We start from the raw sequence: 25571 nt of genomic DNA on the forward strand, positions 1-25571 counted from the left end.
CTTCTGGTCAAATCTTGAACTGACGACAAGATCGGACATAGAGCGGGCCGCTGGCAGATGGATTTTTCGAGAGGCACCCTCTTGAACCGGGCATACGCACAATGGCGACGTGATGGCCCGCCACAAGCCCAAGGGATCCCTCGGCAGCGATCCGCTATCGGCCCTGCCGTTCAGGGACGACGACGCAATCGAGCCAAGAGGCACATGAGAGGATGGCTCTCAGTTTCGCTGAGTACCGGCTGCCCGGCTCCGTCCCTAGATTTGCGTTCATTCTCGGATCGCTTGTTTTCGACACGCGATTCCAACCGAACCAGCGAGACCAGAGAAATCGGTTCGCTATCAGAAGGAAGACCAGAATGAACGACATCACTGCCTCTCTGCGAAAGGAGCTGCCGGAAACGATCAGGGCACTCCCGGGCCACTCGACCGTCGGTACCAACGATCTCGATGCCGCTGCCGCGTACTACGACAAGCTGCTTGCAGTCTTTGGCATCGGCCGCGTGCTCGTACAGCCCGGACGCGCCATCTACTATGGGCACCGCACCCTCGAATTCGGTGTGACCAAGCCGTTCAATGGTGAAGCGGCAATCGCCGGCAACGGAAACATGATCGCCTTCGAAGCGCCCTCCCGCGCCCATGTCGATCTCGCCCATGCCACGGCATTGGAGGCAGGCGGTACCGACGAAGGTGCGCCCGGCCCAAGGGGGCCTGACGGTGGCGACCCGTACTGCGCCTATTTCCGCGATCCTGAAGGAAACAAGTTCCTCGTCTACCGTAAGGGTCCAGACGAGGCTTGACCACCAACAAAGCTCGGAGCCTTGCCGCCATCAGTAGGGCTCCGAACTGCGTCTGAATGTGCTCGCAGACTATCTAAAGTGTTCGCAAAGGAACTTGGAAAATGGGCTTGGAGAACAAGGCTGGGAACAGCCAGGTCACACGGCGTTCGTTTCTACTTTCGGGTGCTGCGATCGGCATGGCCGCTGCGGTGCTGCCGTCGAGCGTCGCTGCCGGTACGGTGAATGCGCCGATCAATAGCGACGAGATCCGGCCCTTCAAGGCCAGCGTTCCCGAGGCTGCACTCAACGATCTGGGACGCCGCCTTGCGGCGACGCGTTGGCCGGACAGTGCAACGGTCAAGGACCGCTCCCAGGGCGTCGAGCAGCAGAAGCTCAAGGAGCTCGTGGCGTACTGGCAGTCCTCCTATGATTGGCGCCGGGCGGAGCGAAGGCTCAATGCGTATCCCCAGTTCCTGACGCATATCGATGGGCTGGACATTCACTTCATCCACGTGCGTTCTCGTCATGAGAACGCACTTCCACTGATCATGACCCATGGTTGGCCCGGTTCTATCTTCGAGCTGCTGGATGTCATCGACCCACTGACAAACCCCACCGCTCATGGCGGTGAGGCTGACGATGCTTTCCATCTTGTCATCCCTTCAATTCCCGGCTTCGGCTTTTCGCAGAAACCGACCTCTACGGGCTGGGATGCGCGACGGATCGCCATTGCCTGGGACAGGCTGATGAAACGGCTCGGCTACGGCCACTATGTCTCGCAGGGCGGTGACTGGGGCGCGATCATCAGCGATGCTCTGGGGCGTCAGGCTCCGGACGGGCTGCTCGGTATCCACGTCAACAGGATCGAGGGCGCGACGACGCTGCCAGCGGACGCCGCGCAAGCGTTGAAGATCGGAGGGCCAGCTCCAGACACCCTGTCGGCCGACGAGAAGGAGATCTTCGACGAGGCTCGCGACTTCCTGAACAACGGTTTCGGTTACGCTGCGATCCTCAGCACGCGCCCGGAGACAATCGGCTACGGACTTTCAGACTCGCCGGTCGGTTTGGCCGCCTGGCTCTATGACAAGATCGCGGACTGGGTATTCACCCGGGGCAATCCGGAACAGGCTCTCAGCAGAGACTACATCCTGGACAACATCACCTTGTACTGGCTGACAAACACCGGCCCGTCGAGCGGGCGGATCTACTGGGAGAACCTTAAGGCAGGAGCGAAGCTCACCCCGGTCACAGTTCCGGTAGCTGTGACCGTGTTTCCGGGGGAGGTCTACAGGCCGCCGAAGAAATGGCTGTCAAAGGCCTACCCGAAGCTCGTGTACTATAATCGCACCTCGAAGGGCGGCCACTTTACTGCCTGGGAGGAACCCGAACTCTTTGCCGGGGAGATCAGGGCAGGCTTCAAGGCGATGCGCTAGATCCTAATCCCCCTTGGCCGCCAGCGACACCCAGCAGCCGTTTCTTGCAGCTACGTCGGTTGCCGTCGATCGGCATACGCCGTGTTCGCCATTTGACAGCGATGCGCAATTTCTCAGCGACTGGCCATGTGTTCGGAGCGCCGAGCGCATCGCCTGCAGGAAAGGACGATACCGCGATCTCCAGGATGCGCTGGCCGAAAGCGGCGCAGCGCATCCTTGCTGACGGAAAGGCTATCAGGCCGAGTTCTCGGCCTTCTCCAGAAAGGCGAAGACTTCGTCTCGGTCGGGCATCGCCTGCCCAGAGCCCTTGCGTGTGACGGCGAGCGCGCCGTAGGCATTGGCGAGGCGGCAGCAGTCGGGGGCGGAAAGGCCCGTGACGCGGCCATGGATGTGGCCGGCGGCGAAGGCGTCGCCCGCGCCGATCGTATCTACCACCTGGACGGGGAACCACGGCGCGCTGTCCATGCTGCCGAGCTGATAGAGGCAGGATGCCGCTCCGCCGGATCCTTTCACCGCCACGCGACGGACGCCGCTCGCCAACAGCATTTCGATGAGTTCTTTCTCGTCCGCTTCTTTCGGCTGTTCCAGAAGGCCGGGGAGATCGACGCTGCCAAGCACGACCGTGTCGATCCGAGGAAGCAGCGCCCTTACTTGCGCAGCGATGCCCGCCACCACGCCGCCGGGAATGTCGAGGGTTATACAGATGCCCGCATCGTCGGCGAGGTCTATGGCGGCGAGGGCGGCTTCCGTCTGGCGCGGCTGGAGCAGGGCATAGCCGGAAAGGTGGAACAGCTGAGCGTCTGCAAAGGCTGCCGGATCGACGTCTGCGGCCGAAAGGCGTGCATTTGCGCCGCGATAGGCAAACATGGTGCGTTCGCCGACGGGGCTGACGGTGATGACGTTGATCTGAGTCGGTTCCTGCTCGTCGTGGCCGATCCAGCGTGTGGAGATGCCGGCGGCGGCAAGCTCGGACAATGCCTCGCGACCCCAGGAATCGACACCCACTCTGCCGATAAAGCGGCAATCGTGCCCGGCTTTGGCAAGCGCGATGGCTGTGTTCGTGGCCGAACCGCCAATCATCGCGGTCTGGCCGGTGGCGATCGCCTCGCCACCCTCGCCGGGATAGGTGGGGATGGCGAGCACGAGATCGATGTTGATATCGCCGAGAAGGACGATGGCGGCCATATCCCGCCTCAGAGATCTGCGTGCATGAGGGCGATGGCCTGGTCGACGTCGGCGATGATGTCGTTGATGTGCTCGATGCCGACCGAGAAACGCACGAGGCCGTCAACAACGCCCATAGCCTCGCGTTCCTGGCTCGGAATATCGAGGAAGGCCATGGTGGCGGGCACCTGCGTGGTGGTACGAAGGCCCCCGAGGCTGGCCGCGAAGGAGCAGAGCTGAAGGCGCTTCAGCAGCCGCACGCCACAGGCTTCGTCATCTACCTGGAAGGAGAGCATGGCACCGCCGCCGATGAGCTGTTCCGAGGCAGAGGCGTAATTCGGATGCGACGGCAGGCCGGGGTAGAAGACACGTTTGACGGCCGGATGCGCCTCGAGGTGTTTGGCGAGTGCCAGCGCGTTGGCGCACTGCTTTTCGAGCCGCAGCGCCAGTGTCTGCGCGCCGCGCAGCAACAGCCAGGCGTTGAAGGGCGACAGCGGCGCGCCGAGCTTGTTCAGCGTGTTCCAGCGCACGTCCTCCAGCCAATCCTTTGGCAGGATATCGGACTTCAGCGTAATGACGCCACCGACGGCATCATTGTGGCCGCCGATGAATTTCGTTGCGCTTTCAACGACGACGTCGACGCCGAAATCATGCGGGCGGCAGACGGCGGGGGAGGCAAAGGTGTTGTCGCAAATGACGACGATGCCGCGCGCGTGAGCGATCTCGACAAGTTTCCTGAGCGGTGGAACCTTCATCGTCGGGTTGGCGATGGCTTCGACATAGAGGACCTTCGTCTCGGGCGTGAAGGCGTTTTCGACGGCGCGCACGTCCGAGCAGTCCACGAGGCTGACCTTCAGGCCGAAATCCTGGGCGCGGTGGTCGAAGAATTCATGGGTGGAGGAATAGGTGGTGAGATCGGCCACGATGTGATCGCCGGCCTTCAGGATGCCGAAGAGGGCGTGTGAGATCGCGGCCATGCCGGAGGCTGTGGCAAGGCAGGCGGTTCCGCCGGTCAGCTGTGCGATATGCTCTTCGAGCTTGTATTCGGTCGGGTTGCCGCAGCGCGAATAGATGTTCACTTCCTTGCGCGCACCGGCGACGATCTGGTCATAGATATCGCCGCCATACTGGAAATTCGCCGACATGTAGATCGGGTAGCTGATCGACTGGGAATGCTCCTCCGGCTCGTAGAAAACGGCGCGGCTGGCAAATTCGAGGGCTTTGAAAGGCGTGTCGGACATAGGCATTTCTCCTGGAAAGATCATTCCTTCACGGCGCCGCCGATGAGCGCGGCCGTGATCTGGCGTTCGAAGAAGATGAAGAGGATGAGCGGTGCGATGGCGGCCATCAGGATTGCCGCGAGCATGACCGGATAGTTGGTGACATGTTCGCCGACGAAATCGGTAAGGCCAACCGGCAGCGTCTTGCGGGCGGGATTGTTGATGAAGACGACCGGGAACAGGAAGTCGTTCCACACCCAGATCATATTGACGATGCCGACCGTGAACATGGCGGGCCGGGCGATCGGCAGGGCGACGACGCGGAAGATCATCCATTCGGAAGCGCCGTCGACGCGACCGGCATCGAAGAGCTCACGCGGCAGCGTGTTGAAGAATGCCTGCATGATGAAGATCGAAACCGGTACGTTGAAGGCGGCTGTCGGCAGGATGACGCCGAGATGTGTATCGAGCAGGCCTGCCGTCCGCAGCATCACCACCAGCGGCACCAGCGCGACATAGGCGGGAATGGCCATGGCTGCCGTCAGCGACAGCTCCACCGCTGGCATCCAGCGCGGACGATAGATGGCAAGCGCGTAGCCGGCGAGCGTCGACACCAGCACGGTGATGATCGTCGCGCCAGCCATGATGATGAGTGAGTTGACGGCGTAGCCACCGAGCGCGCCGCCGCTCCAGGCGCCGCTATAGGCATCGAAATTGAGGCTCGTCGGCAAGGACCAGACGGAGCGCATAAACTCCTTGTTGGTCTTGAACGTGCTGTAGATCATCCAGACGAAGGGGAAGATCACCATCAGGACATGCAGCGTGAGCAGGATGAGCACGACCGTGCTCGTGCGGTTCCAGCGGCGGACGGCGCTCATGCGTCCCCCTTGCGGCGCAGGAAGCGGAAGACGACCCAGGCGGCAAGCGCTGTCAACGCCATCTGTACGAAGCCAATGGTCGCTGCATAGCCCATCTGGAAGCTGCCGAAACCCATCTTGTAGAGATAGGTGGAGACGACCTCGCTGGCATGGCTGGGGCCACCATTGGTCAGGACAAAGACCAGCGAGAAGGTCTTCAGCGAGCCGATGATGGCGAGAAGCGAGTTGGCGCGCACGGCGTCCCAGACCATGGGCACGGTTATCGAGAAGAACTTGCGGAAATCGCCCGCGCCATCAAGTTCGGCGGCCTCGTAGACGCTTTCCGGCACGCTGCGCACGGCGGCGGTGAAGAGCAGCACGTAGAGGCCGAGGTAAGTGAAGCTCATAACCACGACGACGGCGAGGAACGCTGTTTCGGATTCGCCCAGCCAGCCGCGCTTCAAGCTGTCGAGGCCGACGGCCTTCAGCGCGGCGTTCACCAGCCCGAAATAGGGGTTGTACATGAAGCGCCAGAGCAGGCCGATGCAGATCTCGCTGACCATGACGGGTACGAGATAGAAGAACAGGAAGATGCGGCTGAAGGCCGGGACGATGCGCACCAGGCAATAGGCGATGGCGAGCGCGAGAAAGACCTGGAAGACGATCGCGGAGAGGGCGACCAGGAGGTTGCGTCCGAGCGACGCCCAGAAGACGGGGTCGGCGGCAAGCTTCAGGAAGTTGCCAGCGCCGACGAAGATGGGATCGGACGCTCCATCCCATTCGAACATCGACAGCCAGCCGGCGTAGACCACCGGATAGGCGATGAAAGCGCAGACGAAGATCAGAGCCGGCGCCAGGAAGAGCAGCGTCGCCCGATTGTGTCTTTTCGCTAGGCCGATGTCCGTGCTCATGATCCCGCCGGCGTCTGGAAATGCGCGCAGCCGCCGGAAGGCCGGCGGCTGCGGTTTCGGAAGATTTACTTGTTGTCCTTCAGCGCGCCCTCGAGGCGCTTGGCGGCGTCAGCCGGCGTCACGGAGCCATCCAGTGCGCCCTGCAGGGCCGTGTAATAGGTGTTGGTGGCAGCGGGCGGCATGGCGGTGTCGTAGAAGGAATCGAGATGGCCGGCAGCATTCATCAGGTCGTTGCTGATACCGTAGAGCACGGGGCCAGCGGCCGCTTCCGTGGTGGCGCCCTTGACGGTCACCATCGTCTTGCGCAACTCCACATACTTGGTCATCACCTCGGGCGAGGAGAGGAACTTCAGGAGCGTCACGGCGTCGGCCTTGTTCTCGGCCTTTTCCGAAATTCCGAAGGAGGCCGCGACGCCGGCCAGCACGTCGGTCTGGTCGCCGGCCCCGCCCGCGACGGTCGGGAAGGCGAAGTAGCCGAGATCGAAGCCTTCGGGCGCGTCGGCGGACGCGCCGATCTGCCAGGTGCCGTTGAGCAGTATCGCCGCCTGACCGTTCAGGAAGAGCATGTTTGCCTCCTGGTCGCTCATGCCGTTGAAGCCGGTTGGGAAATATTCATTCTTGGCGATCTCGGCGACCTTTTCGAAGGCCTTTTCACCTTCCGGACCGAGCGTGGCGTTCGCGTCGCCATTGACGAGGGAGGCGACGACGCCAGAGCCCTTGAGCCGCATTTCCATGTACTGGAACCAGAAGGTCGCCGGCCAGGAATCCTTGTTGCCAAGTGCAAAGGGCACGATGCCGTCGGCCTTGATCTTCTCGGCAAGCGCCATCAGTTCGTCATAGGTCTTGGGGACCGTCCAGCCCTTTTCGGCAAACAGCGCCTTGTCGTACCAGAAGACGACGGAATCGACGTCGACGGGCACGGCATATGTTTGGCCGTCCTTGCTCGTCTGGGCGATGGCGCTCTCCAGGAAGCTTTCACGCCAGCCGTCCTTGGCCAGCTCCTGGTCGAGTGCGTACATCTGGCCGCCCTTGACGAAGGCGTTCAGGAAGCCGCCGGGCAGGGTATAGAACACGTCGGGCGGATTGCCGGAGGCCATCGCGGTGTTCAGCTTCGTCTTGTAGGCCGATTGTTCGGCGGCGACGACATCGAGCGTGATGTCGGGATGCTTCTTGGCGAAGGCGTCCAGGGCGAAGTTGATGAAATCGACCTTGTCCTGCTGTCCGGCATAGGCGTGCCAGAACGTAAGTTCGCCGGCCGTTGCCGGGAATGTCGTCAGCGCCAGGGATGCGCCTGCAATGAGAACAGTCTTCAGCTTCACGGTTTCCTCCCCAAAAAGCTTGTGCAGCACCTCCCGCTGCGTTGATGTAGTGATGCCACATCAAAAATCATGTGTCCATAGTGACACCACAACATGACCATGTTAGCTTCGTTTACGAAAGCGTTTGCCAGCGAGAGAACCGTTCATGAGTGTCGATCCGCGCGCTACCCCAGGTCCGGCCAGCAGCCGGTTGCGCAGCGTCCTGCCGAAGCTGTCGGATTCGGAGCGCCGCGTCGCTTTGTGGGTTCTCGAAAATGTCGAGGCGACGATCCGCAACTCCATGTCGGCGATCGCCCAGGCGACCGATGTCAGCGACACAACGGTTTTGCGCATGTGTCGTACAGCCGGTTTCGAAGGCTTTACTGACCTGAAATTCGCGCTGGCGCAGGAGCCGCGCGGTGGCCGTGCCGAGGCGGCGAGCGATCCGGAAGCGAGCGATCTCCATGCGGCGAACCGCCTCTTTCGCGCAGTGGCGCAGGCGATCAGCGATACGCAGGGCGTGCTCAACGAAGGGGCCTTTGCCAAGGCGCTCGATCTGATTGCAGGCGCACGACACATCGTCGTCGGCGGCGTCGGCGGGTCCGGCATCGTCGCGCAAGCCTTTTACCAGCGCTGCATCCGTCTTGGCCTGCGCTGCGATGCGCCGGTCGATTCACAGCTTCAGATCATGCATTCGGCACTGACCGGACCTGATGATCTCGTCGTCGCAATTTCCTATTCGGGAATAACCAGCGACCCGGTCCTCGTGCTGCAGGAAGCCAGGTCCCGCGGGGCGGCGACGCTCTGTATCACCGGCAACAGCGCATCGCCGCTGGCGCGCCTTGCCGATGTCGTGCTCGTCAGCGTTTCGCATGAGCAGGGTAGCGAGCCGATGGCCGCCCAGATCGCGCAGATGGCGCTGATCGACGCGCTTTATTCGGCGCTTGTGGCGCGCAATGCCGAACGGGCGCAACTCACCGAAGAGCGGATGGTCAACGCCATCCTGCCAAAATCCATCTAGTACTCAGACACAGGTAGTGCCGTGAAAGTCCAGATCTATACCATGCAGACCGTTTCCGAGGCCCTCGCCGCTGCCGCTGCGGGCGTCGACTATCTCGGCCTGACCCCGTCCAATCGTGGCCTGCCAGGGGAGATCGACTTTGCAACGGCCCGCGAGATCGCGGATGCGCTCAAGGGCAAGGCGCAGCGGGTTGCTCTGTCGGTTGAAAGCGACCTCGACGCCATTGCCGACATGGTTGCCGCGGTCCAGCCGGACGTGCTGCATCTTTGCGGCAATATCTCGCTGGTGACGCCAGAGCAGGTGAGGGTGCTGCGCGAGAGGCTCCTGCCGCTCTATCCGCAACTGCGTGTCCTGCAGGCCATTCCGATGACGGGGCCGCAGGCGCTCGACCATGCGGCTGCCTTCGAGCCCTATTCGGACATTTTCATTCTCGATTCGGTTGCGGCCCATATCGGCGGCATCGGCGCGGCGGGTGTCACGCATGACTGGTCGCTGAGCCGCGAAATCGTCAAGCGCAGCAAGCTGCCGGTGATCCTTGCCGGCGGCCTCGGCCCGGACAACGTCGCGGCAGCCATCGCCGCGGTGCAGCCCTGGGCGGTGGATTCGCTGACGCATACCAACAAGCCGCTGCCGGAAGGCGGCTTCCGCAAGGACATCGACAAGATCGCCGCCTTCGTGAAAGCGGCAAGGGCGGCTTAAGCACGCTGGGAGGGGCGAGCACGTCGCGCCGCCCTTCCGCCCGCGTCTTTCCGTCCAGCCTCAGGCTATGCTTGCCCGCATGGGCCAGGCGGCGCCAGTGCGGGTAAAGGAATCCGCGGCTTCCATGATGGCCTGCGTGTCGATGCCGAAATGGGCATAGAGATCGGCGATCGTGCCGGTCTGGCCGAAATGCTCGACGCCGAGCGATATCGTGCGATGCCCCTCCACCGAGCCCAGCCAGCCGAGCGTCGCCGGATGCCCGTCCGTGACGGTGATGAGGTTTGCCGTTTGTGGCACGGTGCCCAGCAGCGCCTCGACATGGCTCCGGGCCGCTCCGTTGCCGTGGCGGCGGGCGCGTTGTGCCGCGGTCCAGCCGGCATTCAGCCGGTCGGCCGAGGTGACGGCGAGGACTGCGATGTCGCCGTGGCGCTCGGCAAGCCGCCCGGCGGCCATCAGCACTTCCGGCGCGATACACCCCTGATAGGCGAGCACGATACGGGTGCGGGCGGATGGCGCGCGCAGCCAGTAGGCGCCGTCGATGACTCCTTGCCGGAAGATGGGATCTTCACGCCGGAGTGCGATCTGCTCCAGCGGTCGTGTCGTCAGGCGCAGATAGACTGAGCCGCCGGTCTGATCACGCAGCCAGGTGCGTGTGTCATGCGTCCCATCGCCGTCGCGCTGCATATAGTCGAAGGACCAGTCCATGATGACGGAGAGTTCGTCGAGGAAGGCGGGCTCGAAGCTTGCAAGACCATCCTGGCTCATGCCGATGAGCTGCGAGCCGATCGACTGATGCGCGCCACCCTCCGGCGCCAGCGTCACACCCGAGGGCGTGCCGACGATCATGAACCGCGCATCCTGATAGCAGGCGTAATTCAATGCATCGAGGCCGCGGGCGACGAAGGGATCGTAGACGGTGCCGATGGGGATGAGCCGCTCGCCGAACAGCGAATGGGAAAGGCCCGCGGCGCCGAGCAACAGGAAGAGGTTCATTTCGGCAATGCCAAGTTCGATATGCTGGCCGGATGGGCCGAACTCCCATTTCTGCGCCGAGGGCACCCGCTCGTCGCGGAACGTATCGGCGAGCTTTTCACGGGCGAACAGGCCGCGGCGGTTGACCCAGGGGCCGAGATTGGTCGAGACGGTGACGTCGGGCGCTGTGGTAACGATGCGGGCGGACAGCGCGTCATCCCGCTTGGCAAGGGCATCGAGGATCTTGCCGAAGCCGGCCTGAGTCGACAGTTCACGATCGTCTAGGAAGACAGGACCTGCCGAGGCCACGGCAGGCGAGGTGAAGCGCCGGGCACCCTCGGCGAAGAACGGTACGGTCTTCAGGAAATCCTTGACCGGAGCCGGCGAGGGGATCGCGCTGAACGTCGCCCATTCCGTGCCAGGCTTGACGCCGATGCGTGTCTGGAACGCTTCCATCTGCGCCTTGGTCATCAGGCCGGCATGGTTGTCCTTGTGGCCGGCGAGCGGCGTGCCCCACCCCTTGATCGTATAGGCGAGAAAGACGGTCGGCCGGTCATGGTCGATGCTTTCGAAGGTACGGATCAGTGTTTCCAGACAATGGCCGCCGAGATTGTTCATCAGGTCGGAAAGCGCGTCGTCGCTGCGAGCGGCGAGAAGGTCAGCGACGCCCGGTTCGCCGCCGATCTCGTCGGCCAGCCGTTTGCGCCAGGCAGCGCCCCCCTGAAAGGTCAGCGCCGAATAGAGCTGGTTGGGACAGCGGTCGATCCAGCCTCGCAGCGCTTCGCCGCCGGGTTCGCGGAAGGCGGCCTCCTGTAGCGCGCCGTATTTCAGCACCTTCACATCCCAGCCAAAGGCGGTGAAGATGCCCTCGATGCGCTGCCAAAGCCCCTCGCGCACGACGCCGTCGAGGCTCTGTCTGTTATAGTCGATCACCCACCAGGTATTGCGCAGGTCGTGTTTCCAGCCTTCCTGCAGGCATTCGTAGATGTTGCCTTCGTCGAGCTCCGCGTCGCCGACCAGCGCGATCATCCGGCCTTGCGGACGCTTCGACCAGTCCTTGGCGGCGATATAGTCCTGAATGATCGAGGCGAAGGCGGTGATGGCGACGCCGAGGCCGACGGAGCCCGTGGAAAAATCGACGTCGTCGATGTCTTTGGTGCGGCTTGGATAGGATTGCGCGCCGCCAAAGCCGCGGAAATTCTCCAGCTTCTCCCTGGTCTGGTTGCCCATGACATACTGGATGCCATGGAAGACCGGCGAGGCATGCGGTTTTACCGCCACGCGGTCTTCCGGCCGCAGCACATGGAAATAGAGTGCCGTCAGGATCGAGGCGAGCGACGCCGAGGAGGCCTGATGCCCGCCGACCTTCACCTCGCCCTTCTCGCGCAGGTGATTGGCGTTGTGGATCATCCAGCAGGCGTGCCACAGGACCTGCCGCTCCAGGCTTTTGAGATGCGCCAAGCGTTCGGGCGTCAAAGCCGGTTCCGTCATGAATATCCTCCCTCATGCTCCAATCGACAGGCTAGCCCGGCCCTGTCGGCAAATCTGACCTAAGTTGACGGATTTTTCTCGAAATGCGAAAGATCTAACCTCTAGGGTGGAATTCTCAGGTCAATCATGTCTCAGTCGAAACCTTCTCTGGATTCCGCCACCATCCGTATCCTTGATCTCCTTCAGCAAAACGCCGAACGGAGTATTTCGGAACTGGCGGAAGCGACCGGCCTTTCCGCCTCTCCCTGTTGGCGGCGCGTCAATGATCTCAAGGAAAGCGGCGTCATCAAGGGCACGGTGGCGCTGGTCGATGCCCCCTCGCTTGGCCTTGCGGTCAACGTCTTCGTGCAGGTCTCGCTGAAGCAGCAGGACCGACAATCCCTCGACATCTTCAACGCGGCGATCCGCACCAAACCGGAAATCGTCGAGTGCTATCTGATGACCGGCGAGGCGGATTACATGTTGCGCGTCGTCGTCGAGGACCTTGCGAAATTCCAGGCGCTGGTCGTCGATTTCCTGACGCTCATTCCCGGTGTCGCCAATATCCGGTCCAGCTTTGCACTGAGCCAGATCAAGTACACGACGGCGCTACCGACCGAGCATCTCAAGGGCAAGAGTGCTTGAGATCCGATTTGCTTGATGCCTTTTGGCGCGCGAGGCCGAGCCGTCGATCCCCCGTATTGAGCCGGACAGACACCGTTCGCCGTAGTCTTCCACGCGACCCTTCCGCTGCGCATCTCGTCAACAAGCGCGTCCTGTTGGTCTAGGAGGGTTTGTGCGCTTGGAAGGAGCTCTTTTCTGGCGGCGCTCGGGTTGAACAGCTTCCGCACGATGCGCGATGCCGCCATTCACGCCACCATTAAATGGCAATAGCGTTTGCGGCCTCGCTCTTTTGGCTCCGGCAGAACGCCGCAAAGTCCTTCAGGAATTTCTCCGCCGCGGGTCGATTTGCCGATGTCATGAGGCTTTCTCTGATTGAATCAGGCGTCTGCTTCATCACCGGAAGCCGAAAGAAGATACTCTCCGAGAAATTTGAGCTTACGGTCGAAAGCACCGTTCGCAGCGCTGCCAGCATGTCCTCGCCTCTGTGTGAAGCGTGGACGAGGGCTATCGGTTTTCCGATCACCGCCTCACCGGAGACAAGCCAGTCGATCGCGTTTTTAAGGCCGCCGGGAATGCTGCGAACATATTCAGGGCTGGAAATGATCAGCCCATCACTCACGGAAATTTTCTCGATGAACCGGATGACGCTATCTGGGGTATGCAGGCCCTCAAGGTCAGGGGAAAAGACAGGGAACTCACCGATCCGGTCAAAGACATCAAGTTCTATATCGGCCGGTGCCAGGGCCTGGAAAGCCCTTAGCAAGGCCGTATTGGTGGATAGCTGACGCGTGCTGCCTGAAATCGCTAGTACCTTCATGCCCAAAGGATAGTGGAATATCGCTATCCGGCAAGCGGTCCACACCAGCGAGTTGCGTCCCAACCGAAAGGTGAGCCCGTGTTCAATTCGACTCACGAACCGTCGCTCTCGCTGCTGCCCGATTCTTGCGTGCAAAAATGCAAGCGCGCCTGCACGAAATCAGGCCAGCGATTGTGCGGCTACTGTCGCCTCAGCACGCTGCATCAACAGCACGAGATCTTGGTGACGTGCGGTGGCATCGTGTGAAACATCCGTCCATCTCGGATCCCAAGCGATCGTCTTCAGTTCGGCAATGACGGGCATAAACTGATCACGCATCTTCCTGGCGGCCTCCAAGTCGTCGGCGTGAAGGTTGCTGTTGATCAGTCCGAAATTGATCCTGATTGCCATTGTCTCGAGGTCTTTGATCATTCTCCTCAAGCCGGCAGCGACCTCCGCTTCGCTATCCTTGTCGCGCTGTGGGGGCGGGAACTGGACTATGTTAGTCATTTCCCTTTCCCTCGTTCGCAAGCGACACCGTCGCCATCGCGGTCGAGCCTCGGCGAATAGCCGGGGTGCGCCGTGATCCGCCACGTATCCTTGACTTCAGCGAATAAGGCGCTGTCTTTCGCGCCTGTGTCGGCGACCGTTGCCGCGATCGGCACGGCGCATGCCGCAGTTGTCTTGTTCATGGATCTCTCACTCGGCGGCGGCGCTTCGTCGGGCCTTTTTTAATGTTATGGCCGCGCGGATGTTGGCGCCGCCGATCGTTGGCGGTGATCTGTCATCAGCCTCAACGTCACGAGCTCCGGGCCAGGACTTACCTTCCGCACAACATATTTCTACAAGAGTTTTCGGCACGCCCTTACTTCGCCGCAGTGCCTGAATCACGAAAAGGGCTTGCCACCGCAAGAGCGCGATAACCGCTTCGGGAACCTTGGCAGCCAATGACAAAAGATTGGCAGCGGAAAACAAGTTCGGTCAGGTTGAATGCTGCGGGTACAAACATCTCGTCATCTTGCCGCACTGAAAGAACCGCGTGAAATTCTAAACTCCGAAGGGCTCTTACCTGTCCAGCGGCGGAATGCATGGGTAAATGAGCTTGGCTGGTGAAATCCAAGAAGCCACGCGATTTGCGAAGCTTGCAGGTGCTCTTCTTCCAAATAGCGCACCGCCAGATCCCGGCGCAGTTCATCGAGAATTTCCCCAAAGCTGAGTTCTTCGTCTGCCAGCCGTCGGGCCAAACTCCGCTCACTCAGCCCAAGCCGCCGCGCTACAGTCTTGGCCGTCGCCTCGGCATGTGGAAGGAGCGGGGCAACGGTGTTCTCGACAAGGGTACGCAACGTACTTGCGTTTGTGGCGCGGATCGAGATTGCATCCTCGCACATTTGCACCATGAGTTCGTTGAGAAATTGGTCGTCCCCGGCTAGTGGAAGATCCGCGGCTGCCGCGTCGAACTCCAGTTCGTCGGCATACGCGTCGAACTCAACATCACACCCCAACAGCTCGCGTATGTTTCGCAAATCGCCTGATCGGTGGTGAACAAAACTCACTCTCAGCGGCGCAAGGCTTTGACCGACGATCTCTCGGCAGAGTCGCAAGAGCACCAGTACAGTGAATTCAATCTGGTGGCGGTTCAATTGCCTCGGAGTGCCAGTGTAGCCAAACCCGATATGGCAATTCGGCACCCTTGCTATTTGAATAGTGAGCGCCTCGTTCGCCACGCGAGCGTATCGTTCAATCCGCAGGAGGGCATCGCCGAGCCGACTTGAGGAAGCCGCTGCGTAGAAAAGCACACCCATTTCACGAAGGTCGAAATCCTTCGCCAAGGTGAGACCGAGCCAGTCATCCCCACAGGCGCGCGAAACCTTGCCCAGGAACTTGATCTGGGAACTCGTGTTGATGCGTTTTCGATTGGCAAGATCAAGCCCAGACAAGCCACATTGCCGCAACAATGGCGCAGGATCTATTCCTCGTCTTGTAAGATATGCGAGAGCAAGACGCGCGCTTAGGCCTGCCGCCGTAGGGACACCCGCCAGGCTTCGACCGATTTTACCATCGCGATGAGTAGCCACCGTCTGCCTACAGCCAAACTCCCGACGGAACTATGATCCGCTTGGCAGCATGACGCAAGTGAGTGGCGGATCACGGGGGGCGCGACGAAGGTCCATCTGCTTGGAGCATATCGCGCGGCTTGCCGGCGATCGCTGCGGCCGTTTCGCGCTCTGGCCAATGCACACAAGCAGCCAGTCTTGATGCCGGCCTCTGTCGCGTTGTCGCGGTCCTCCCGGTTGAAAGGGTCCTCGGCGGCCTCATTTCCCGATCTGCCGTTGCGTTCGGGCGATCGCATCGGCCAGCCGGAGTAAGAGAGGCCTCATCCGATCTGCCGGAACGCCGGCATAGCCAAGAATGAGCGCATCCGCCTGACGAGTGGCGATTGTGTAGTCGGACAGCGGATAACATTGCAGCCCCGCATCGAACACTGCGCGGTGCGAGGCCCGGTCGTCTCTACCGTCCTCCAGCCAGGCGAGCGCGTTGAGCCCGCTTTCGGAGCAGTCGATGCGGGCAAGTCCGGCAAGAGCGTCCCGCCCGGCTTGGATGAAGGCCTCGCGGCGTTCGGCGTAAAGGCTGCGCATGCGGCGCAGATGGCTGGCAAAATGACCGCCGCCGATGAATTCGGCGAGCGCGAGCTGGGTTTCCACTGGCGCGCTGCGATGGATCAATCCCGAGAGCGTGCGAAAGGTCCCGACGAGTTGCGGCGGCAGGACGAGATAGCCGATGCGAATTCCCGGATAGAGCGCCTTGCTGAAGCTGCCTGCGTAGATTACCCGGTCGTTGCCGTCGATGGAGCGCATGGAAGGCAGTGGCGCGCCGTCGTAGCGGAATTCGCTGTCGTAGTCGTCCTCGATGATCCATGTATCGTTCGCGCGCGCCCATTCGAGCAGGGCAAGCCGGCGTGGCAGCGACAGGGTGATGCCGAGCGGATGGTGACGCGACGGCATGACGAAGGCGAGCCGCGCATCCGGATAGCGAGCCATGGCGCCTTCGACATCCATACCTTCGGCATCGACAGCGGCTGGACACAGCCGCAGTCCAAGTGTGCGGAACAGATTGCTGGTGGTCACAGGCCCCGGATCTTCGAACCATATCCCATCGCCAGGATCGGCAAGCGCCAGGGCTGCAAGCGTGAAAGCGGCATGTCCGCCGGGCGTAATGACGATCTGCTCGGGATCGCAAGGATCACGCCGATGCAGGGCAAGATATTCGGCGATCCTCTGCCGCAGAACCAGTTCGCCAGCAACGTCGCCGTAGCCCATGGCCACCGCCTTGCCACCGCGCGTTGCCGCGTTCCAGCATTTGCGCCAGACAGCGAAAGGAAAACGGTCGAGTGCCGGACGGTTGGGAAGGAAGGACCTGTCTTCCATCTGGCCGATATCGGCTGACATGAGGTGTGACAGGTCGCCGATGCGCGACAGCCGCGGCGGCGCAATTTCCCCGGCATCTCGCCGGATTTGCTTGGAGCGGTGTTTCGCCGATTGGCGCGGCAAGGCGGCCGACACGAAAGTACCGGCTCCCTGCCGTGCTTCCAGATAGCCCTCCGCCTTCAGGTTCTCGAGAACCCGCACCAAGGTTTGGCGCGACAACCCCAACTCCTCGGCAAGGATGCGACTTGCAGGGAGCCGTGTTCCCGAGCGCAGATGCCCTTTGAGGATCGCCATCCGCAATTGGTCCTGCACCTGGCGAAACTTCGGCAGGGCGATCGTGGCGTCGAGGCGAAGGAAAGGCAGGATCGGTCCTTCAAGCTGCTTGACCACCTGTGCATCTCCCTCAGATTGGTACAGTCAATTGCACCATAATGGACGTTTCTTCGTCGTCCAATTGTTACATGCTGTCCCTAAACGAAAACGCACCGACGCAGCCCTCAGCAGGACGCAGACAAGGTGCGGGGGAACCGGGACAGGCGCGCTGCCGACGACCGGATGCAAGGACAGAACAGCAGCTATCGCCCACGATCCGTCGTCGACGGTCAACAGGAGGAATTCATGAAGAAGCTCGTATCGCGCGCACTGAGCCGCGCCTTCGTCTCCACGCTCGCCTTGACGGCCGCGCTGCCGGGCATTGCCCGCGCCGATGCTGCGGAAGAGCTGGTCGCAGCCGCCACGAAGGAAGGTATGCTGACGGTCATCGCGCTGCCGCACGACTGGTGCAACTACGGCGAGGTCATCGCCGGCTTCAAGGCGAAATACCCGGGCATCGAAATCAACGAGCTGAACCCCGATGCCGGTACCGCCGACGAACTGGAAGCAATTCGGGCAAACAAGGGCAACATGGGCTCGCAGGCACCCGACGTCGTCGATCTCGGCTTGGCCTTCGCGCCGGCCGCCGCCAAGGAAGGCCTTCTCCAGCCCTACAAGGTGGCGACCTGGGACGAGATCCCGGCCAATATCAAGGACGAGAGCGGTTACTGGTACGGCGACTATTACGGCGTCATGGCTTTCGGCGTGAACAAGGACCTGCTGGAGGCCGCACCCGCTGACTGGTCGGATCTTTCGAAGTCGGAATACTCCGGCGCCGTCGCGCTCACCGGCGACCCGCGATCCTCGGCACAGGCGATCCTGGCGTTGATGTCGGCAGGCATCTCGCGCGGCGCCAAGCCTGGAACGGAATCGGGCGGCAAGGGCCTGGAACTCTTTGCGGAACTGAACAAGTCCGGCAATTTCGTGCCGGTGCTCGGCAAGGCCGGCACGATCGCACAGGGGCAAACGCCGATCGTCGCTGCCTGGGACTACAATCTGCTGGCCTGGCGCGATGCGTTGAAAGGCAATCCGCCGATGGACGTCGTCGTGCCGGCTAGCGGTGTCGTCGCCGGCGTCTACGTACAGGCGATCTCGGCCTATGCGCCGCATCCGAACGCCGCCAAACTCTGGATGGAATATCTCTACTCCGACGAGGGCCAGACCGGCTGGCTGAAGGGTTACTGCCACCCGGCACGCTTCAACGCCATGCTGAAGGCCGGCAAGTTCCCGCAGGAGCTGCTCGACAAGTTGCCGCCGGCTGAAGCCTACGAAAAGGCGATCTTCCCGACCGTCGACGAACTTTCCGCCAACAAGACCGCCGTGGTCGAGGGCTGGGACAAGGTGGTCGGCGCCAACGTGAAGTAAATCCCCCGGTCGGCGAGAGGCGCGTTCGTCACGACGCCTCTCGCCCGCCTCCGGCGAAACTTATTCCAGGGACAAATCCGATGACGACAAGCGTCGCATCCCTGCCGGCAGCGTTCAAGCCGCGGCAGGTACTCAGCTGGTTCGGGGTTGCCCCCTTCTTCCTCTTTGCCACGTTGTTCCTCATCCTGCCGACACTCAACATCGTGCTCGGCGCGTTCCGCAACGCCGAGGGGCAGGTGACACTGGAAAATCTTGGCAAGCTGCTTGCGCCCTCGATACGTTCGGCCTTCTGGATTTCGATCGAGCTCAGCCTGCTGACGGCGGCGCTTGGATGTCTCTTTGGCTTCCTGATCGCCGCCGCCATCACCGTCGGCGGCCTCCCGCGCCCACTGCGCAATGCAATCCTGACGTTCTCGGGCGTCGCCTCGAATTTTGCCGGCGTGCCGCTTGCCTTCGCCTTCATCGCGACACTCGGTCGCCTCGGCTTCGTGACAATGCTGCTGCGCCACTGGTTCGGCATCAATCTCTATGGCGCCGGCTTCAACATCGTCTCCTTCCTCGGCCTGGCGCTCACCTACCTCTACTTCCAGATTCCGCTGATGGTGTTGATCATTACGCCCGCGCTGGAGGGACTGCGTCGCGAATGGCGCGAGGCGGCCGAAAGTCTCGGCGCGAATGGTTTTCAATACTGGCGACTGGTGGCGTTACCGGTGCTGTGGCCCTCGCTGCTCGGTACGCTGGCGCTGCTTTTCGCGAATGCTTTCGGAGCGGTTGCGACGGCCATTGCGCTTACCGGCTCGTCGCTCTCGATCGCACCCATCGTTCTCTTCGCGCAGATCCGTGGCGACGTGCTCAACGACCCGCATCTGGGTTATGCCATCGCCTTTGCCATGATCCTGCTGACCGCCATTGCAAATGCAATCTACATCTTCTTGCGCATGCGCGCGGAAAGGTGGGTCAAATGACCGAGAGGCGCCTCTGGTCCTGGCTCGCCGTCGCTATGGGTGGGCTCTATTTCCTGCTTCCGCTCGTCGGCATGTTCGATTTTTCCATGCGCATGCAACGCGATGGCTACAGCTTCGAAGCCTACCGTGTCGTTCTGGCCGACCCGCAGTTCCAGCAGACTTTCGGCTATTCGGTGGTGTTGGCACTGTTGACGATCGTGCTCGGGATACTGATCGTGGTTCCGACCGCCTATTTCGTGCGACTGCGCTTTCCCGGGCTGCGACCGATCGTCGAGTTCCTGACGCTGCTGCCACTGGTCATTCCGCCGATCGTCATAGTCTTCGGCTACATCCGTATCTACAATACGTCCTCGGTCCTGCCGATGACGGGAAGCTGGTGGGGTACCAATCTCCTGCTTCTGTTCGGCTATGCGACGCTGTCGCTGCCCTACATGTATCGCTCCGTGGATACGGGTCTTCGCACCATCGATATCGCTAGCCTCACGGAAGCGGCACAGAGCCTTGGGGCCGGCTGGGCGCGCATTCTCGCCATCGTCATCCTGCCGAACGTCTTCGTCTCGGTTCTGTCCGGAGCCTTCCTCACCTTCGCGATCGTCATCGGCGAATATGTCTTTGCCGCCTTGCTCAATGTCGGCTCCTTCGGTCCCTACATGGTCTGGATGGGCGGCAACCGAGCCTATGAACCATCGGCGCTCGCGGTGGTCGCCTTTGCCATCACCTGGGCCTGCATGGGGCTGATCCAGCTTTTCACCCGATTTTCCAAATTCTCCACCGTGAGGCGTTGATCATGGCCTTTCTCGACATCCTTCATCTGGAAAAATCCTTCGGTGCTCTGCGTGTCGTCAAGGATTTCAACCTCAAGATCGAGAAAGGCGAATTCGTCTCCTTCCTCGGGCCGTCCGGATGCGGCAAGACAACGGTTTTGCGCATGGTCGCCGGCTTCGAGACGCCGACATCAGGCGCCATTTGCATCGACGGCCGCGATGTGACCGGGCTGCCGGCCAACCGGCGCAATATCGGCATGGTTTTTCAGGCCTACGCGCTTTTCCCAAATTTAACGGTGGAGCAGAACATAGGCTTCGGCCTCAAGGTGGCGGGCGAGGGCAGGACTGCGATCCGCAACCGCGTCGGCGAGCTGCTGGACCTGATCGGCCTGCCACAACTCGGCAGCCGCTACCCCTTCCAGCTCTCCGGAGGGCAGCAGCAGCGTGTGGCTCTCGCCCGCGCACTCGCGCCGCGCCCGCAGGTGCTGCTGCTCGATGAGCCCCTTTCGGCGCTGGATGCCAAGATCCGCATCAGCCTGCGTGAAGAAATCCGCCGCATTCAGCGCGAGCTCGGCATCACCACCATCTTCGTGACGCACGATCAGGAAGAGGCGCTCTCGATGTCGGACCGCGTCGTCGTCATGCATCAGGGCGTCGCCGATCAGGTGGGCCCGCCGTTCGAGATCTACAATCGGCCGGCGACGCGGTTCGTGGCGCAGTTTGTCGGCACGCTGAACCTGGTTGACGCGGATCTGGTGGATGCGGCCTCTGGCCACATCCGACTGGGCGGGCGACCCGTGGTTCTGGACAGGGCGCTGCCCGGCCGGCCCGGGGAGCGCATCAGCCTGGCGGTTCGGCCGGAGACGGTGTCGCTGGGGCGTGGTGAGGGAAACATCGTCCTGGCAGGCCGCATCGCCGACGTGCATTTCCTCGGCTCGGTAATCCGCATCCGCGTAGCGGTTGGTAATCAGCTGCTTTCTCTCGATACGTTCAACCAGCCCGACCGGCCCCCGCCGGCCGTCGGCGCGCCCGTTGAGGTCAGCATCTCGGATCGCGATCTTCTGGTCCTTGCCGCTTAGAGGATGGAACAGTGCAATTCTAACGGAGGAACCCGCATCGTGACGGAAATGCCATGGGACTCTGAAGCGTCCCCCGACTGGCGGGAGAAAGTGACGGCGCTGCCTTTGGCAAGCCGCGTCCGGCTGGCCGCCCGGGCGCGCGCCGCGCCGCTCTTTGTCCATGCCTATGCCTTTCATCTCAATATGCGCTTCGGCGGCATGACGCCGCTGCATCTTGCGGATTTTGCTGCCGAAAAGCACGTTTCCGGCCTCAAGCTGCATGTCGACGACGGGGAACATGCCAGCCTCGGCCGCATGGACGACGACGCGCTCGCCGCTTTCTCCAAGCATCTGCAAGCGCACGGGCTGGAGTTCCATGTCGAGACCAGCACGACGGAGGAATGCGACCTTGCCGATGCCGTACGCATCGCGCTTGTCACGGGCGCGACCTCTCTACGCTGCTATCCGCGCTACGAGGGGCGGGTGTCGCAGATCATCGCCCGGACGATCGCCGATCTCCGACGTCTCGCTGCCTTCGATCCGCAAGGCCGGCTGCGCTATACGCTGGAGCAGCATGAGGACCTCAAATCGGAGGAACTCGTGCACATCATCAGGGCCGTCGCCAATCCGCGCCTCAGTCTGCTCTTCGACTTCGGCAATATGATCAACGCTTACGAATTGCCGATGCCGGCCCTCGCAATCCAGGCGCCATACGTCACCGAGGTTCATGTCAAGGACTGCCTCGTCGAGCCGGATCGCGGCGGCTGGGCGCATCTGGCTTGTATCTCGGGCGAGGGGCACCTACCGATGCGGGCGATGTTCGTGGATCTGCTTTTGCTCGGTGAAGACAGCCCGCAGGTTCGCGCTTTCGGCCTGGAGGAGGAGGAGGGCTACTTTGCCCCAGCCCTTCGCCGCCCCTCGGATGGGCCCGATCCCTTCATTCCCGCCCGTACGGCGAGCTTCACCGATCTCGGGCCGGGCGACCTCACGGCGCGCCTGAGCCGGGAAACGGCCGCAGCACACCGGCAGGTGGAGACGATCCGAACCATGCTCGAAGATATCGCGCAAGAAGCCGAAAGGACCGCGGGATGAACGCCCAAGCCACTTGCCCGTCGACCTTCCTGACACTCGCCCATGCGATGGCGGATGCTGCCGCCGAAACGATCCGCCCCTGGTTCCGCAAGCGGATCGCTGTCGATGCGAAGGCTGACGCCAGCCCTGTCACCATCGCCGATCGCGATGCAGAAGCGGTCATGCGTCGGATGATCGAAGCTGCATTCCCCGAACACGGCATAAGAGGCGAGGAATTCGGCGCCTGCCGGACCGACGCCGATTGGATCTGGGTGCTGGACCCGATCGACGGAACGAAATCCTTCCTCTCGGGCTCACTAGCCTTCGGCACGCAAATCGCGTTGCTTCATCGGGGCAAACCTGTATTCGGGCTCATCAACCAGCCGATCACCGGCGAACGCTGGCTTGGTACAGGCACTGTATCTACGCTCAACGGCGAGCCGATCCACGCAAGCGAGAGAACCCGGCTTGATGAAGCCATCCTCTACACCTCCGCCCTCGAGCAGTTCGACCACACGCGCCACAGCCGCTTTGCAGCGCTCGCCGCAAAGGTCCGCTTCACTCGCTTCTCGCACGATTGTTACGCAGCTGGCCTCCTGGCCCTCGGCGGCATTGATCTCCTCCTCGAAAGCAACGTCTTCGACTACGACATACTCCCGCAACTCCCGATCATAGAAGCAGCGGGCGGGATCGTGTCCGACTGGGATGGGCGGCCGCTTGTCGATGCATCTCGATATGACACCGTTCTAATGGCGGCGAATGAGGAAATCCATCGGGTGGCGTTGGACGCTCTGCGTAGAGACTGATGCCCCCGCCAAGCGCCATGGCCGAGATGTCGCAAAACTTTCAACCGAGGCGACGGATCGCGTGGCGGTGAAAGAAGCACAGGGGACCAGGGGGTTCACAAAGGCGATGACTTTGGGCCCTTACTCGGTTCGTCCCCGCACCTCAGAGATGTATGCCTCGTAACCAAACATCGGATCCAGGCTCAGGTCCTTTCCATCGAACCGCGCCATAAAGTCTGCAAGATCGCCTTGCCCCGAGAAGCCCATCGCCAGTGCTTCCATGCTTTCGGTGCCGTCGTCTTCGTCCGCATAAAAGGCGCTCATCTCAAGCGCGCCCAACCGCTCGAAATTTGCCTGCATGTGAAATGAAAGCCAGACCAGATATTCCAGGGGGAAGCCGGGGTTCCCTCCATAGGTGACGATGAACGGGTAGGCCAAACGGAACCTGTCGATCATAGCTTCGCCGTCCGTCACAAAGGCAAGAAGATCGCTTTCTTCCTCCAGGTTATGAAGATCGATTGTCAGGTCATGCTTGCGCAGTGCTACGTAGCCGCCGAGCCTGTCCCAGGGCAAGGACGTCAAGATGATGTCGCGCCACCGCCTGATGGCATCGTCCAAATCGATGCGGTTCAAAAACATGGAAATCCCCTAAGCACCGTTCGAACCTAAGATGTCGTGCGCGAAACGAGGGCGAGAAATCCTCCCGAGCCCGGCACTTCGGCGAAGGTCCGATGCAACGCGTCACGCCTATGGGCCGTCACCGCTTTCCGTTGATGTGCTACAATCAAGAGCTTGCGCGCGCCCGTAATACACGTAGGGGTCAATGAATATCAGGGCAAGCTAAATTTGGAGTGGAGAGATTGAGCGTGCTGGGCACCCGCCGGAATGTCGCTCTCAGTACGGACCTGATCGTAACGGCCGGTCGACAATGGTCTTTGCGCGTCGCTGGATTACTGGTATTGACCTATTATGACCAATTGATTTAGTCCGGAAAGGCAGCGTCATGCTATTCGCACCCAATGACATAACCTCAGTCATGATTGAGGCAGCCCGAGCCGGCGGCGGCGTTGCCATGCGCTATTTCACGGCTGACGAGCCATTGGAGATGATCGAAAAGGCGCCACGCGACTATCAGCTTGCGGCTGATGTCGCGACCGAGCGAGCAATTGCTGCCGTACTGTCCGAGCGTTTCAAGGACGCGGGCATTTCCGGTGAGGAGGGCACGAGCGAACGAAAGGGAACGGGGACTGCGCGCTTCGTGATCGACCCGATCGATGGTACATCCAACTTCGCCTTTCGCATCCCGTTCTTCGCCCAGGTCATTTCCTATGTCGAGGACGACGGGATCGTCGCCGGTGTCGTCTACGATCCCGTGCGCGACGAGATGTTCGTGGCAGAGAAGGGAAGGGGCGCCTACCTCAACGGCAAGCGTTTGCCGCCGCTTGGCGCGGTAGATCCGGAACGCTCGGTGATCGGCGTCGGACTTCCTATTCCCGGCCAGGTGCGAAGCGTTGCCGTCGAGCGCTACCAGGAGGCGCTCGCCAAGGTGATTGAAACGGCTGCCGTCACCCGCAGGCTCGGATCAGCCGCACTCGCCGTCGCCTATGTCGCCGCTGGCCGCCATCATGCCTGCTTCGAAGACAGCCTCGATATCCTCGACTACCTTGCCTCGGCTTTGATGGTTCGGGAATGCGGCGGCGTCGTTACCGATTTTTATGGCGTCGAGCAAAATGGCAATGGCGCCGTCCTCGCCAGCGTGCCGTCGCTCCACCCGTGGCTCACCGACCTGTTTGCCGGATAACGGCCGAGATGAGTGGCTCCAGCACTTCCGGTTCGTCGGTCGTGATCTGATCCGTCCCAGCCGCCGCCAGGCGAAGCAAGGTGTCCTCAACTTCGGGATGGTCGCTGTTCAGCGTGTAGGCGTCGACCTTCATGCCTGCGGCCTGGAAGATCGCCACGACGTTCACGCCCGCCTCCAGCCCTGCAAGCACGATCGGGTATTCCAGATAAACGTAGGCTGCATGCGGGGCGGTAGCGATTGCCTCAAACGCGAAGCTCTCGAACGCTTTTGATCGTCTCAGTGCCGGCAGGGTCTCGTCGGTGCAGGGGTCGTAGCCGAGTTTCAGTGCGGGTAGGCCATTGGCGAGGCGTCGCAGTCCGATCGCGTCACCGCCGGTCAGGATGAAGCGATCGGCGCAATCGCCAAGGCGGGCCCTGAAGCGTTCGACATGTAGCGGCGATAGAGCTTCGACGTCATCCTTGAAATCGAGTTGCATGAGTGCGCCGGCCCTAGCGGACACGGCCCGCATCATTGCCGTCAGTTCGCTGAAGAGCATCGGGCGTCGAGCGGCGACACTGCCGTCGTCTGCGCGCATGGAGAGCCGGGTGACCGTTGCGGCCATTGCTCCGGCGACAGGACCGGCGCCGTCCGTCTCGCGGTCGAGCGTCGCGTCATGCAAGCAGAGGAAGTCGCCATCGGCAAGGGCGCGAAGATCGACTTCCATGGAAGCGCCCAACCGCGCCCC

The 25571-nt window shown here is 61.7% G+C and carries 25 protein-coding genes; 12 read left to right on the plus strand and 13 right to left on the minus strand.

All coding sequences use genetic code 11. From position 1 onward, the window contains the following. Window positions 1-356: 356 nt before the first annotated feature. Both PWG15_RS21670 and PWG15_RS21675 read left to right on the plus strand, forming a co-directional pair. Window positions 357-797: a VOC family protein gene (locus PWG15_RS21670; RefSeq protein ID WP_275026041.1), complete on the plus strand. Its 441-nt coding sequence runs from the start codon at window positions 357-359 to the stop codon at window positions 795-797. Window positions 798-898: 101 nt separating this feature from the next. Continuing rightward, window positions 899-2209 (plus strand): epoxide hydrolase family protein, encoded by a 1311-nt coding sequence (locus PWG15_RS21675; RefSeq protein ID WP_275026042.1) that lies wholly within the window; start codon window positions 899-901, stop codon window positions 2207-2209. A gap of 234 nt (window positions 2210-2443) precedes the next feature. Here the strand turns inward: PWG15_RS21675 and PWG15_RS21680 are convergent, their stop codons facing one another. The 5 genes from PWG15_RS21680 to PWG15_RS21700 form a co-directional block, all read right to left on the minus strand. Next, complete coding sequence (locus PWG15_RS21680) at window positions 2444-3394, minus strand: carbohydrate kinase family protein (RefSeq protein ID WP_275026043.1); 951 nt, start codon at window positions 3392-3394, stop codon at window positions 2444-2446. 8 nt (window positions 3395-3402) lie between these two features. After that, window positions 3403-4614: a trans-sulfuration enzyme family protein gene (locus PWG15_RS21685; protein WP_275026044.1), complete on the minus strand. Its 1212-nt coding sequence runs from the start codon at window positions 4612-4614 to the stop codon at window positions 3403-3405. Between the two features lie 20 nt (window positions 4615-4634). Further along, window positions 4635-5471 carry a carbohydrate ABC transporter permease gene (locus PWG15_RS21690; RefSeq protein ID WP_275026045.1) on the minus strand — a complete coding sequence of 279 codons (837 nt, stop codon included), beginning with the start codon at window positions 5469-5471 and terminating at the stop codon, window positions 4635-4637. After that, window positions 5468-6361: a carbohydrate ABC transporter permease gene (locus PWG15_RS21695; protein ID WP_275026046.1), complete on the minus strand. Its 894-nt coding sequence runs from the start codon at window positions 6359-6361 to the stop codon at window positions 5468-5470. The genes PWG15_RS21690 and PWG15_RS21695 overlap by 4 nt, the downstream gene beginning before the upstream one ends. A 65-nt stretch (window positions 6362-6426) precedes the next feature. Beyond that, on the minus strand, window positions 6427-7680 hold the full coding sequence (locus PWG15_RS21700) for an ABC transporter substrate-binding protein (RefSeq protein ID WP_275026047.1): 1254 nt from the start codon (window positions 7678-7680) through the stop codon (window positions 6427-6429). A 145-nt stretch (window positions 7681-7825) separates the two neighbouring features. On the opposite strand from PWG15_RS21700, the gene PWG15_RS21705 reads away from it, so the two are divergent. Next, the gene (locus tag PWG15_RS21705; RefSeq protein ID WP_275026048.1) at window positions 7826-8680 is read left to right on the plus strand and encodes a MurR/RpiR family transcriptional regulator; all 855 of its coding nucleotides are present in this window, start codon (window positions 7826-7828) and stop codon (window positions 8678-8680) included. A gap of 21 nt (window positions 8681-8701) precedes the next feature. Further along, window positions 8702-9379, plus strand: a complete 678-nt coding sequence (locus PWG15_RS21710; protein WP_275026049.1) for a phosphoribosylanthranilate isomerase — start codon at window positions 8702-8704, stop codon at window positions 9377-9379. A 60-nt stretch (window positions 9380-9439) separates the two neighbouring features. Here the strand turns inward: PWG15_RS21710 and PWG15_RS21715 are convergent, their stop codons facing one another. Beyond that, window positions 9440-11842 carry a thiamine pyrophosphate-binding protein gene (locus PWG15_RS21715; RefSeq protein ID WP_275026050.1) on the minus strand — a complete coding sequence of 801 codons (2403 nt, stop codon included), beginning with the start codon at window positions 11840-11842 and terminating at the stop codon, window positions 9440-9442. Between the two features lie 126 nt (window positions 11843-11968). Between PWG15_RS21715 and PWG15_RS21720 the strand changes: the two genes are divergently transcribed. Further along, the gene (locus tag PWG15_RS21720; RefSeq protein WP_275026051.1) at window positions 11969-12466 is read left to right on the plus strand and encodes an Lrp/AsnC family transcriptional regulator; all 498 of its coding nucleotides are present in this window, start codon (window positions 11969-11971) and stop codon (window positions 12464-12466) included. Between the two features lie 235 nt (window positions 12467-12701). Here PWG15_RS21720 and PWG15_RS21725 read toward each other — a convergent pair whose 3' ends face one another. From PWG15_RS21725 to PWG15_RS21745, 5 genes are all read right to left on the minus strand, one after another. Continuing rightward, window positions 12702-13262: an NADPH-dependent FMN reductase gene (locus PWG15_RS21725; RefSeq protein WP_275027143.1), complete on the minus strand. Its 561-nt coding sequence runs from the start codon at window positions 13260-13262 to the stop codon at window positions 12702-12704. 159 nt (window positions 13263-13421) lie between these two features. Continuing rightward, on the minus strand, window positions 13422-13751 hold the full coding sequence (locus PWG15_RS21730) for a hypothetical protein (protein WP_275026052.1): 330 nt from the start codon (window positions 13749-13751) through the stop codon (window positions 13422-13424). After that, window positions 13748-13933 (minus strand): excalibur calcium-binding domain-containing protein, encoded by a 186-nt coding sequence (locus PWG15_RS21735; protein WP_275026054.1) that lies wholly within the window; start codon window positions 13931-13933, stop codon window positions 13748-13750. Before PWG15_RS21735 ends, PWG15_RS21730 begins: the two co-directional genes overlap by 4 nt. A gap of 321 nt (window positions 13934-14254) precedes the next feature. Continuing rightward, window positions 14255-15178, minus strand: coding sequence for an AraC family transcriptional regulator (locus PWG15_RS21740; RefSeq protein ID WP_275026055.1), 924 nt, complete (start codon window positions 15176-15178; stop codon window positions 14255-14257). 375 nt (window positions 15179-15553) lie between these two features. Then, window positions 15554-17056 (minus strand): MocR-like pyridoxine biosynthesis transcription factor PdxR, encoded by a 1503-nt coding sequence (locus PWG15_RS21745; protein WP_275026056.1) that lies wholly within the window; start codon window positions 17054-17056, stop codon window positions 15554-15556. A gap of 228 nt (window positions 17057-17284) precedes the next feature. Between PWG15_RS21745 and PWG15_RS21750 the strand changes: the two genes are divergently transcribed. The 6 genes from PWG15_RS21750 to PWG15_RS21775 all read left to right on the plus strand — a co-directional run bounded on the left by PWG15_RS21750 (window position 17285) and on the right by PWG15_RS21775 (window position 23067). After that, entirely contained in the window at window positions 17285-18403 is a 1119-nt protein-coding gene (locus tag PWG15_RS21750; protein WP_275026057.1) for an ABC transporter substrate-binding protein, read from the plus strand. Window positions 18404-18483: 80 nt separating this feature from the next. Continuing rightward, on the plus strand, window positions 18484-19368 hold the full coding sequence (locus PWG15_RS21755; RefSeq protein WP_275026058.1) for an ABC transporter permease: 885 nt from the start codon (window positions 18484-18486) through the stop codon (window positions 19366-19368). Continuing rightward, window positions 19365-20153, plus strand: coding sequence for an ABC transporter permease (locus PWG15_RS21760; RefSeq protein WP_275026059.1), 789 nt, complete (start codon window positions 19365-19367; stop codon window positions 20151-20153). Before PWG15_RS21755 ends, PWG15_RS21760 begins: the two co-directional genes overlap by 4 nt. A gap of 2 nt (window positions 20154-20155) precedes the next feature. Further along, window positions 20156-21211: an ABC transporter ATP-binding protein gene (locus PWG15_RS21765; RefSeq protein WP_275026060.1), complete on the plus strand. Its 1056-nt coding sequence runs from the start codon at window positions 20156-20158 to the stop codon at window positions 21209-21211. Window positions 21212-21259: 48 nt separating this feature from the next. Further along, a complete protein-coding gene (locus PWG15_RS21770; RefSeq protein ID WP_275027145.1) occupies window positions 21260-22282 on the plus strand; it encodes a sugar phosphate isomerase/epimerase family protein in 1023 nt (340 codons plus the stop codon). Beyond that, complete coding sequence (locus tag PWG15_RS21775) at window positions 22279-23067, plus strand: inositol monophosphatase family protein (protein ID WP_275026061.1); 789 nt, start codon at window positions 22279-22281, stop codon at window positions 23065-23067. The genes PWG15_RS21770 and PWG15_RS21775 overlap by 4 nt, the downstream gene beginning before the upstream one ends. A 120-nt stretch (window positions 23068-23187) precedes the next feature. On the opposite strand, the gene PWG15_RS21780 is transcribed toward PWG15_RS21775, so the two are convergent. Further along, a complete protein-coding gene (locus PWG15_RS21780) occupies window positions 23188-23685 on the minus strand; it encodes a hypothetical protein (protein WP_275026063.1) in 498 nt (165 codons plus the stop codon). 397 nt (window positions 23686-24082) lie between these two features. Between PWG15_RS21780 and PWG15_RS21785 the strand changes: the two genes are divergently transcribed. Further along, window positions 24083-24847 carry an inositol monophosphatase family protein gene (locus PWG15_RS21785; protein WP_275026064.1) on the plus strand — a complete coding sequence of 255 codons (765 nt, stop codon included), beginning with the start codon at window positions 24083-24085 and terminating at the stop codon, window positions 24845-24847. On the opposite strand, the gene PWG15_RS21790 is transcribed toward PWG15_RS21785, so the two are convergent. Beyond that, window positions 24825-25550, minus strand: coding sequence for a glycerophosphodiester phosphodiesterase (locus tag PWG15_RS21790; RefSeq protein WP_275026067.1), 726 nt, complete (start codon window positions 25548-25550; stop codon window positions 24825-24827). The genes PWG15_RS21785 and PWG15_RS21790 overlap by 23 nt on opposite strands. Window positions 25551-25571 lie beyond the last annotated feature (21 nt).

Origin of the sequence: Ensifer adhaerens (assembly GCF_028993555.1) — a bacterium.
Lineage (GTDB): Bacteria > Pseudomonadota > Alphaproteobacteria > Rhizobiales > Rhizobiaceae > Ensifer > Ensifer adhaerens_I.

Bases quoted from the DNA above. Each gene is read 5' to 3' on its own strand.
- PWG15_RS21695 (WP_275026046.1), bottom strand. From the start codon at position 6,361: ATGAGCACGGACATCGGCCTAGCGAAAAGACACAATCGGGCGACGCTG.
- PWG15_RS21755 (WP_275026058.1), top strand. From the start codon at position 18,484: ATGACGACAAGCGTCGCATCCCTGCCGGCAGCGTTCAAGCCGCGGCAG.
- PWG15_RS21670 (WP_275026041.1), top strand. From the start codon at position 357: ATGAACGACATCACTGCCTCTCTGCGAAAGGAGCTGCCGGAAACGATC.
- PWG15_RS21725 (WP_275027143.1), bottom strand. From the start codon at position 13,262: ATGAAGGTACTAGCGATTTCAGGCAGCACGCGTCAGCTATCCACCAAT.
- PWG15_RS21730 (WP_275026052.1), bottom strand. From the start codon at position 13,751: ATGACTAACATAGTCCAGTTCCCGCCCCCACAGCGCGACAAGGATAGC.
- PWG15_RS21780 (WP_275026063.1), bottom strand. From the start codon at position 23,685: ATGTTTTTGAACCGCATCGATTTGGACGATGCCATCAGGCGGTGGCGC.
- PWG15_RS21760 (WP_275026059.1), top strand. From the start codon at position 19,365: ATGACCGAGAGGCGCCTCTGGTCCTGGCTCGCCGTCGCTATGGGTGGG.
- PWG15_RS21750 (WP_275026057.1), top strand. From the start codon at position 17,285: ATGAAGAAGCTCGTATCGCGCGCACTGAGCCGCGCCTTCGTCTCCACG.
- PWG15_RS21775 (WP_275026061.1), top strand. From the start codon at position 22,279: ATGAACGCCCAAGCCACTTGCCCGTCGACCTTCCTGACACTCGCCCAT.
- PWG15_RS21715 (WP_275026050.1), bottom strand. From the start codon at position 11,842: ATGACGGAACCGGCTTTGACGCCCGAACGCTTGGCGCATCTCAAAAGC.
- PWG15_RS21770 (WP_275027145.1), top strand. From the start codon at position 21,260: ATGCCATGGGACTCTGAAGCGTCCCCCGACTGGCGGGAGAAAGTGACG.
- PWG15_RS21705 (WP_275026048.1), top strand. From the start codon at position 7,826: ATGAGTGTCGATCCGCGCGCTACCCCAGGTCCGGCCAGCAGCCGGTTG.
- PWG15_RS21690 (WP_275026045.1), bottom strand. From the start codon at position 5,471: ATGAGCGCCGTCCGCCGCTGGAACCGCACGAGCACGGTCGTGCTCATC.
- PWG15_RS21735 (WP_275026054.1), bottom strand. From the start codon at position 13,933: ATGAACAAGACAACTGCGGCATGCGCCGTGCCGATCGCGGCAACGGTC.
- PWG15_RS21790 (WP_275026067.1), bottom strand. From the start codon at position 25,550: ATGGAAGTCGATCTTCGCGCCCTTGCCGATGGCGACTTCCTCTGCTTG.
- PWG15_RS21675 (WP_275026042.1), top strand. From the start codon at position 899: ATGGGCTTGGAGAACAAGGCTGGGAACAGCCAGGTCACACGGCGTTCG.
- PWG15_RS21720 (WP_275026051.1), top strand. From the start codon at position 11,969: ATGTCTCAGTCGAAACCTTCTCTGGATTCCGCCACCATCCGTATCCTT.
- PWG15_RS21765 (WP_275026060.1), top strand. From the start codon at position 20,156: ATGGCCTTTCTCGACATCCTTCATCTGGAAAAATCCTTCGGTGCTCTG.
- PWG15_RS21680 (WP_275026043.1), bottom strand. From the start codon at position 3,394: ATGGCCGCCATCGTCCTTCTCGGCGATATCAACATCGATCTCGTGCTC.
- PWG15_RS21785 (WP_275026064.1), top strand. From the start codon at position 24,083: ATGATTGAGGCAGCCCGAGCCGGCGGCGGCGTTGCCATGCGCTATTTC.
- PWG15_RS21685 (WP_275026044.1), bottom strand. From the start codon at position 4,614: ATGTCCGACACGCCTTTCAAAGCCCTCGAATTTGCCAGCCGCGCCGTT.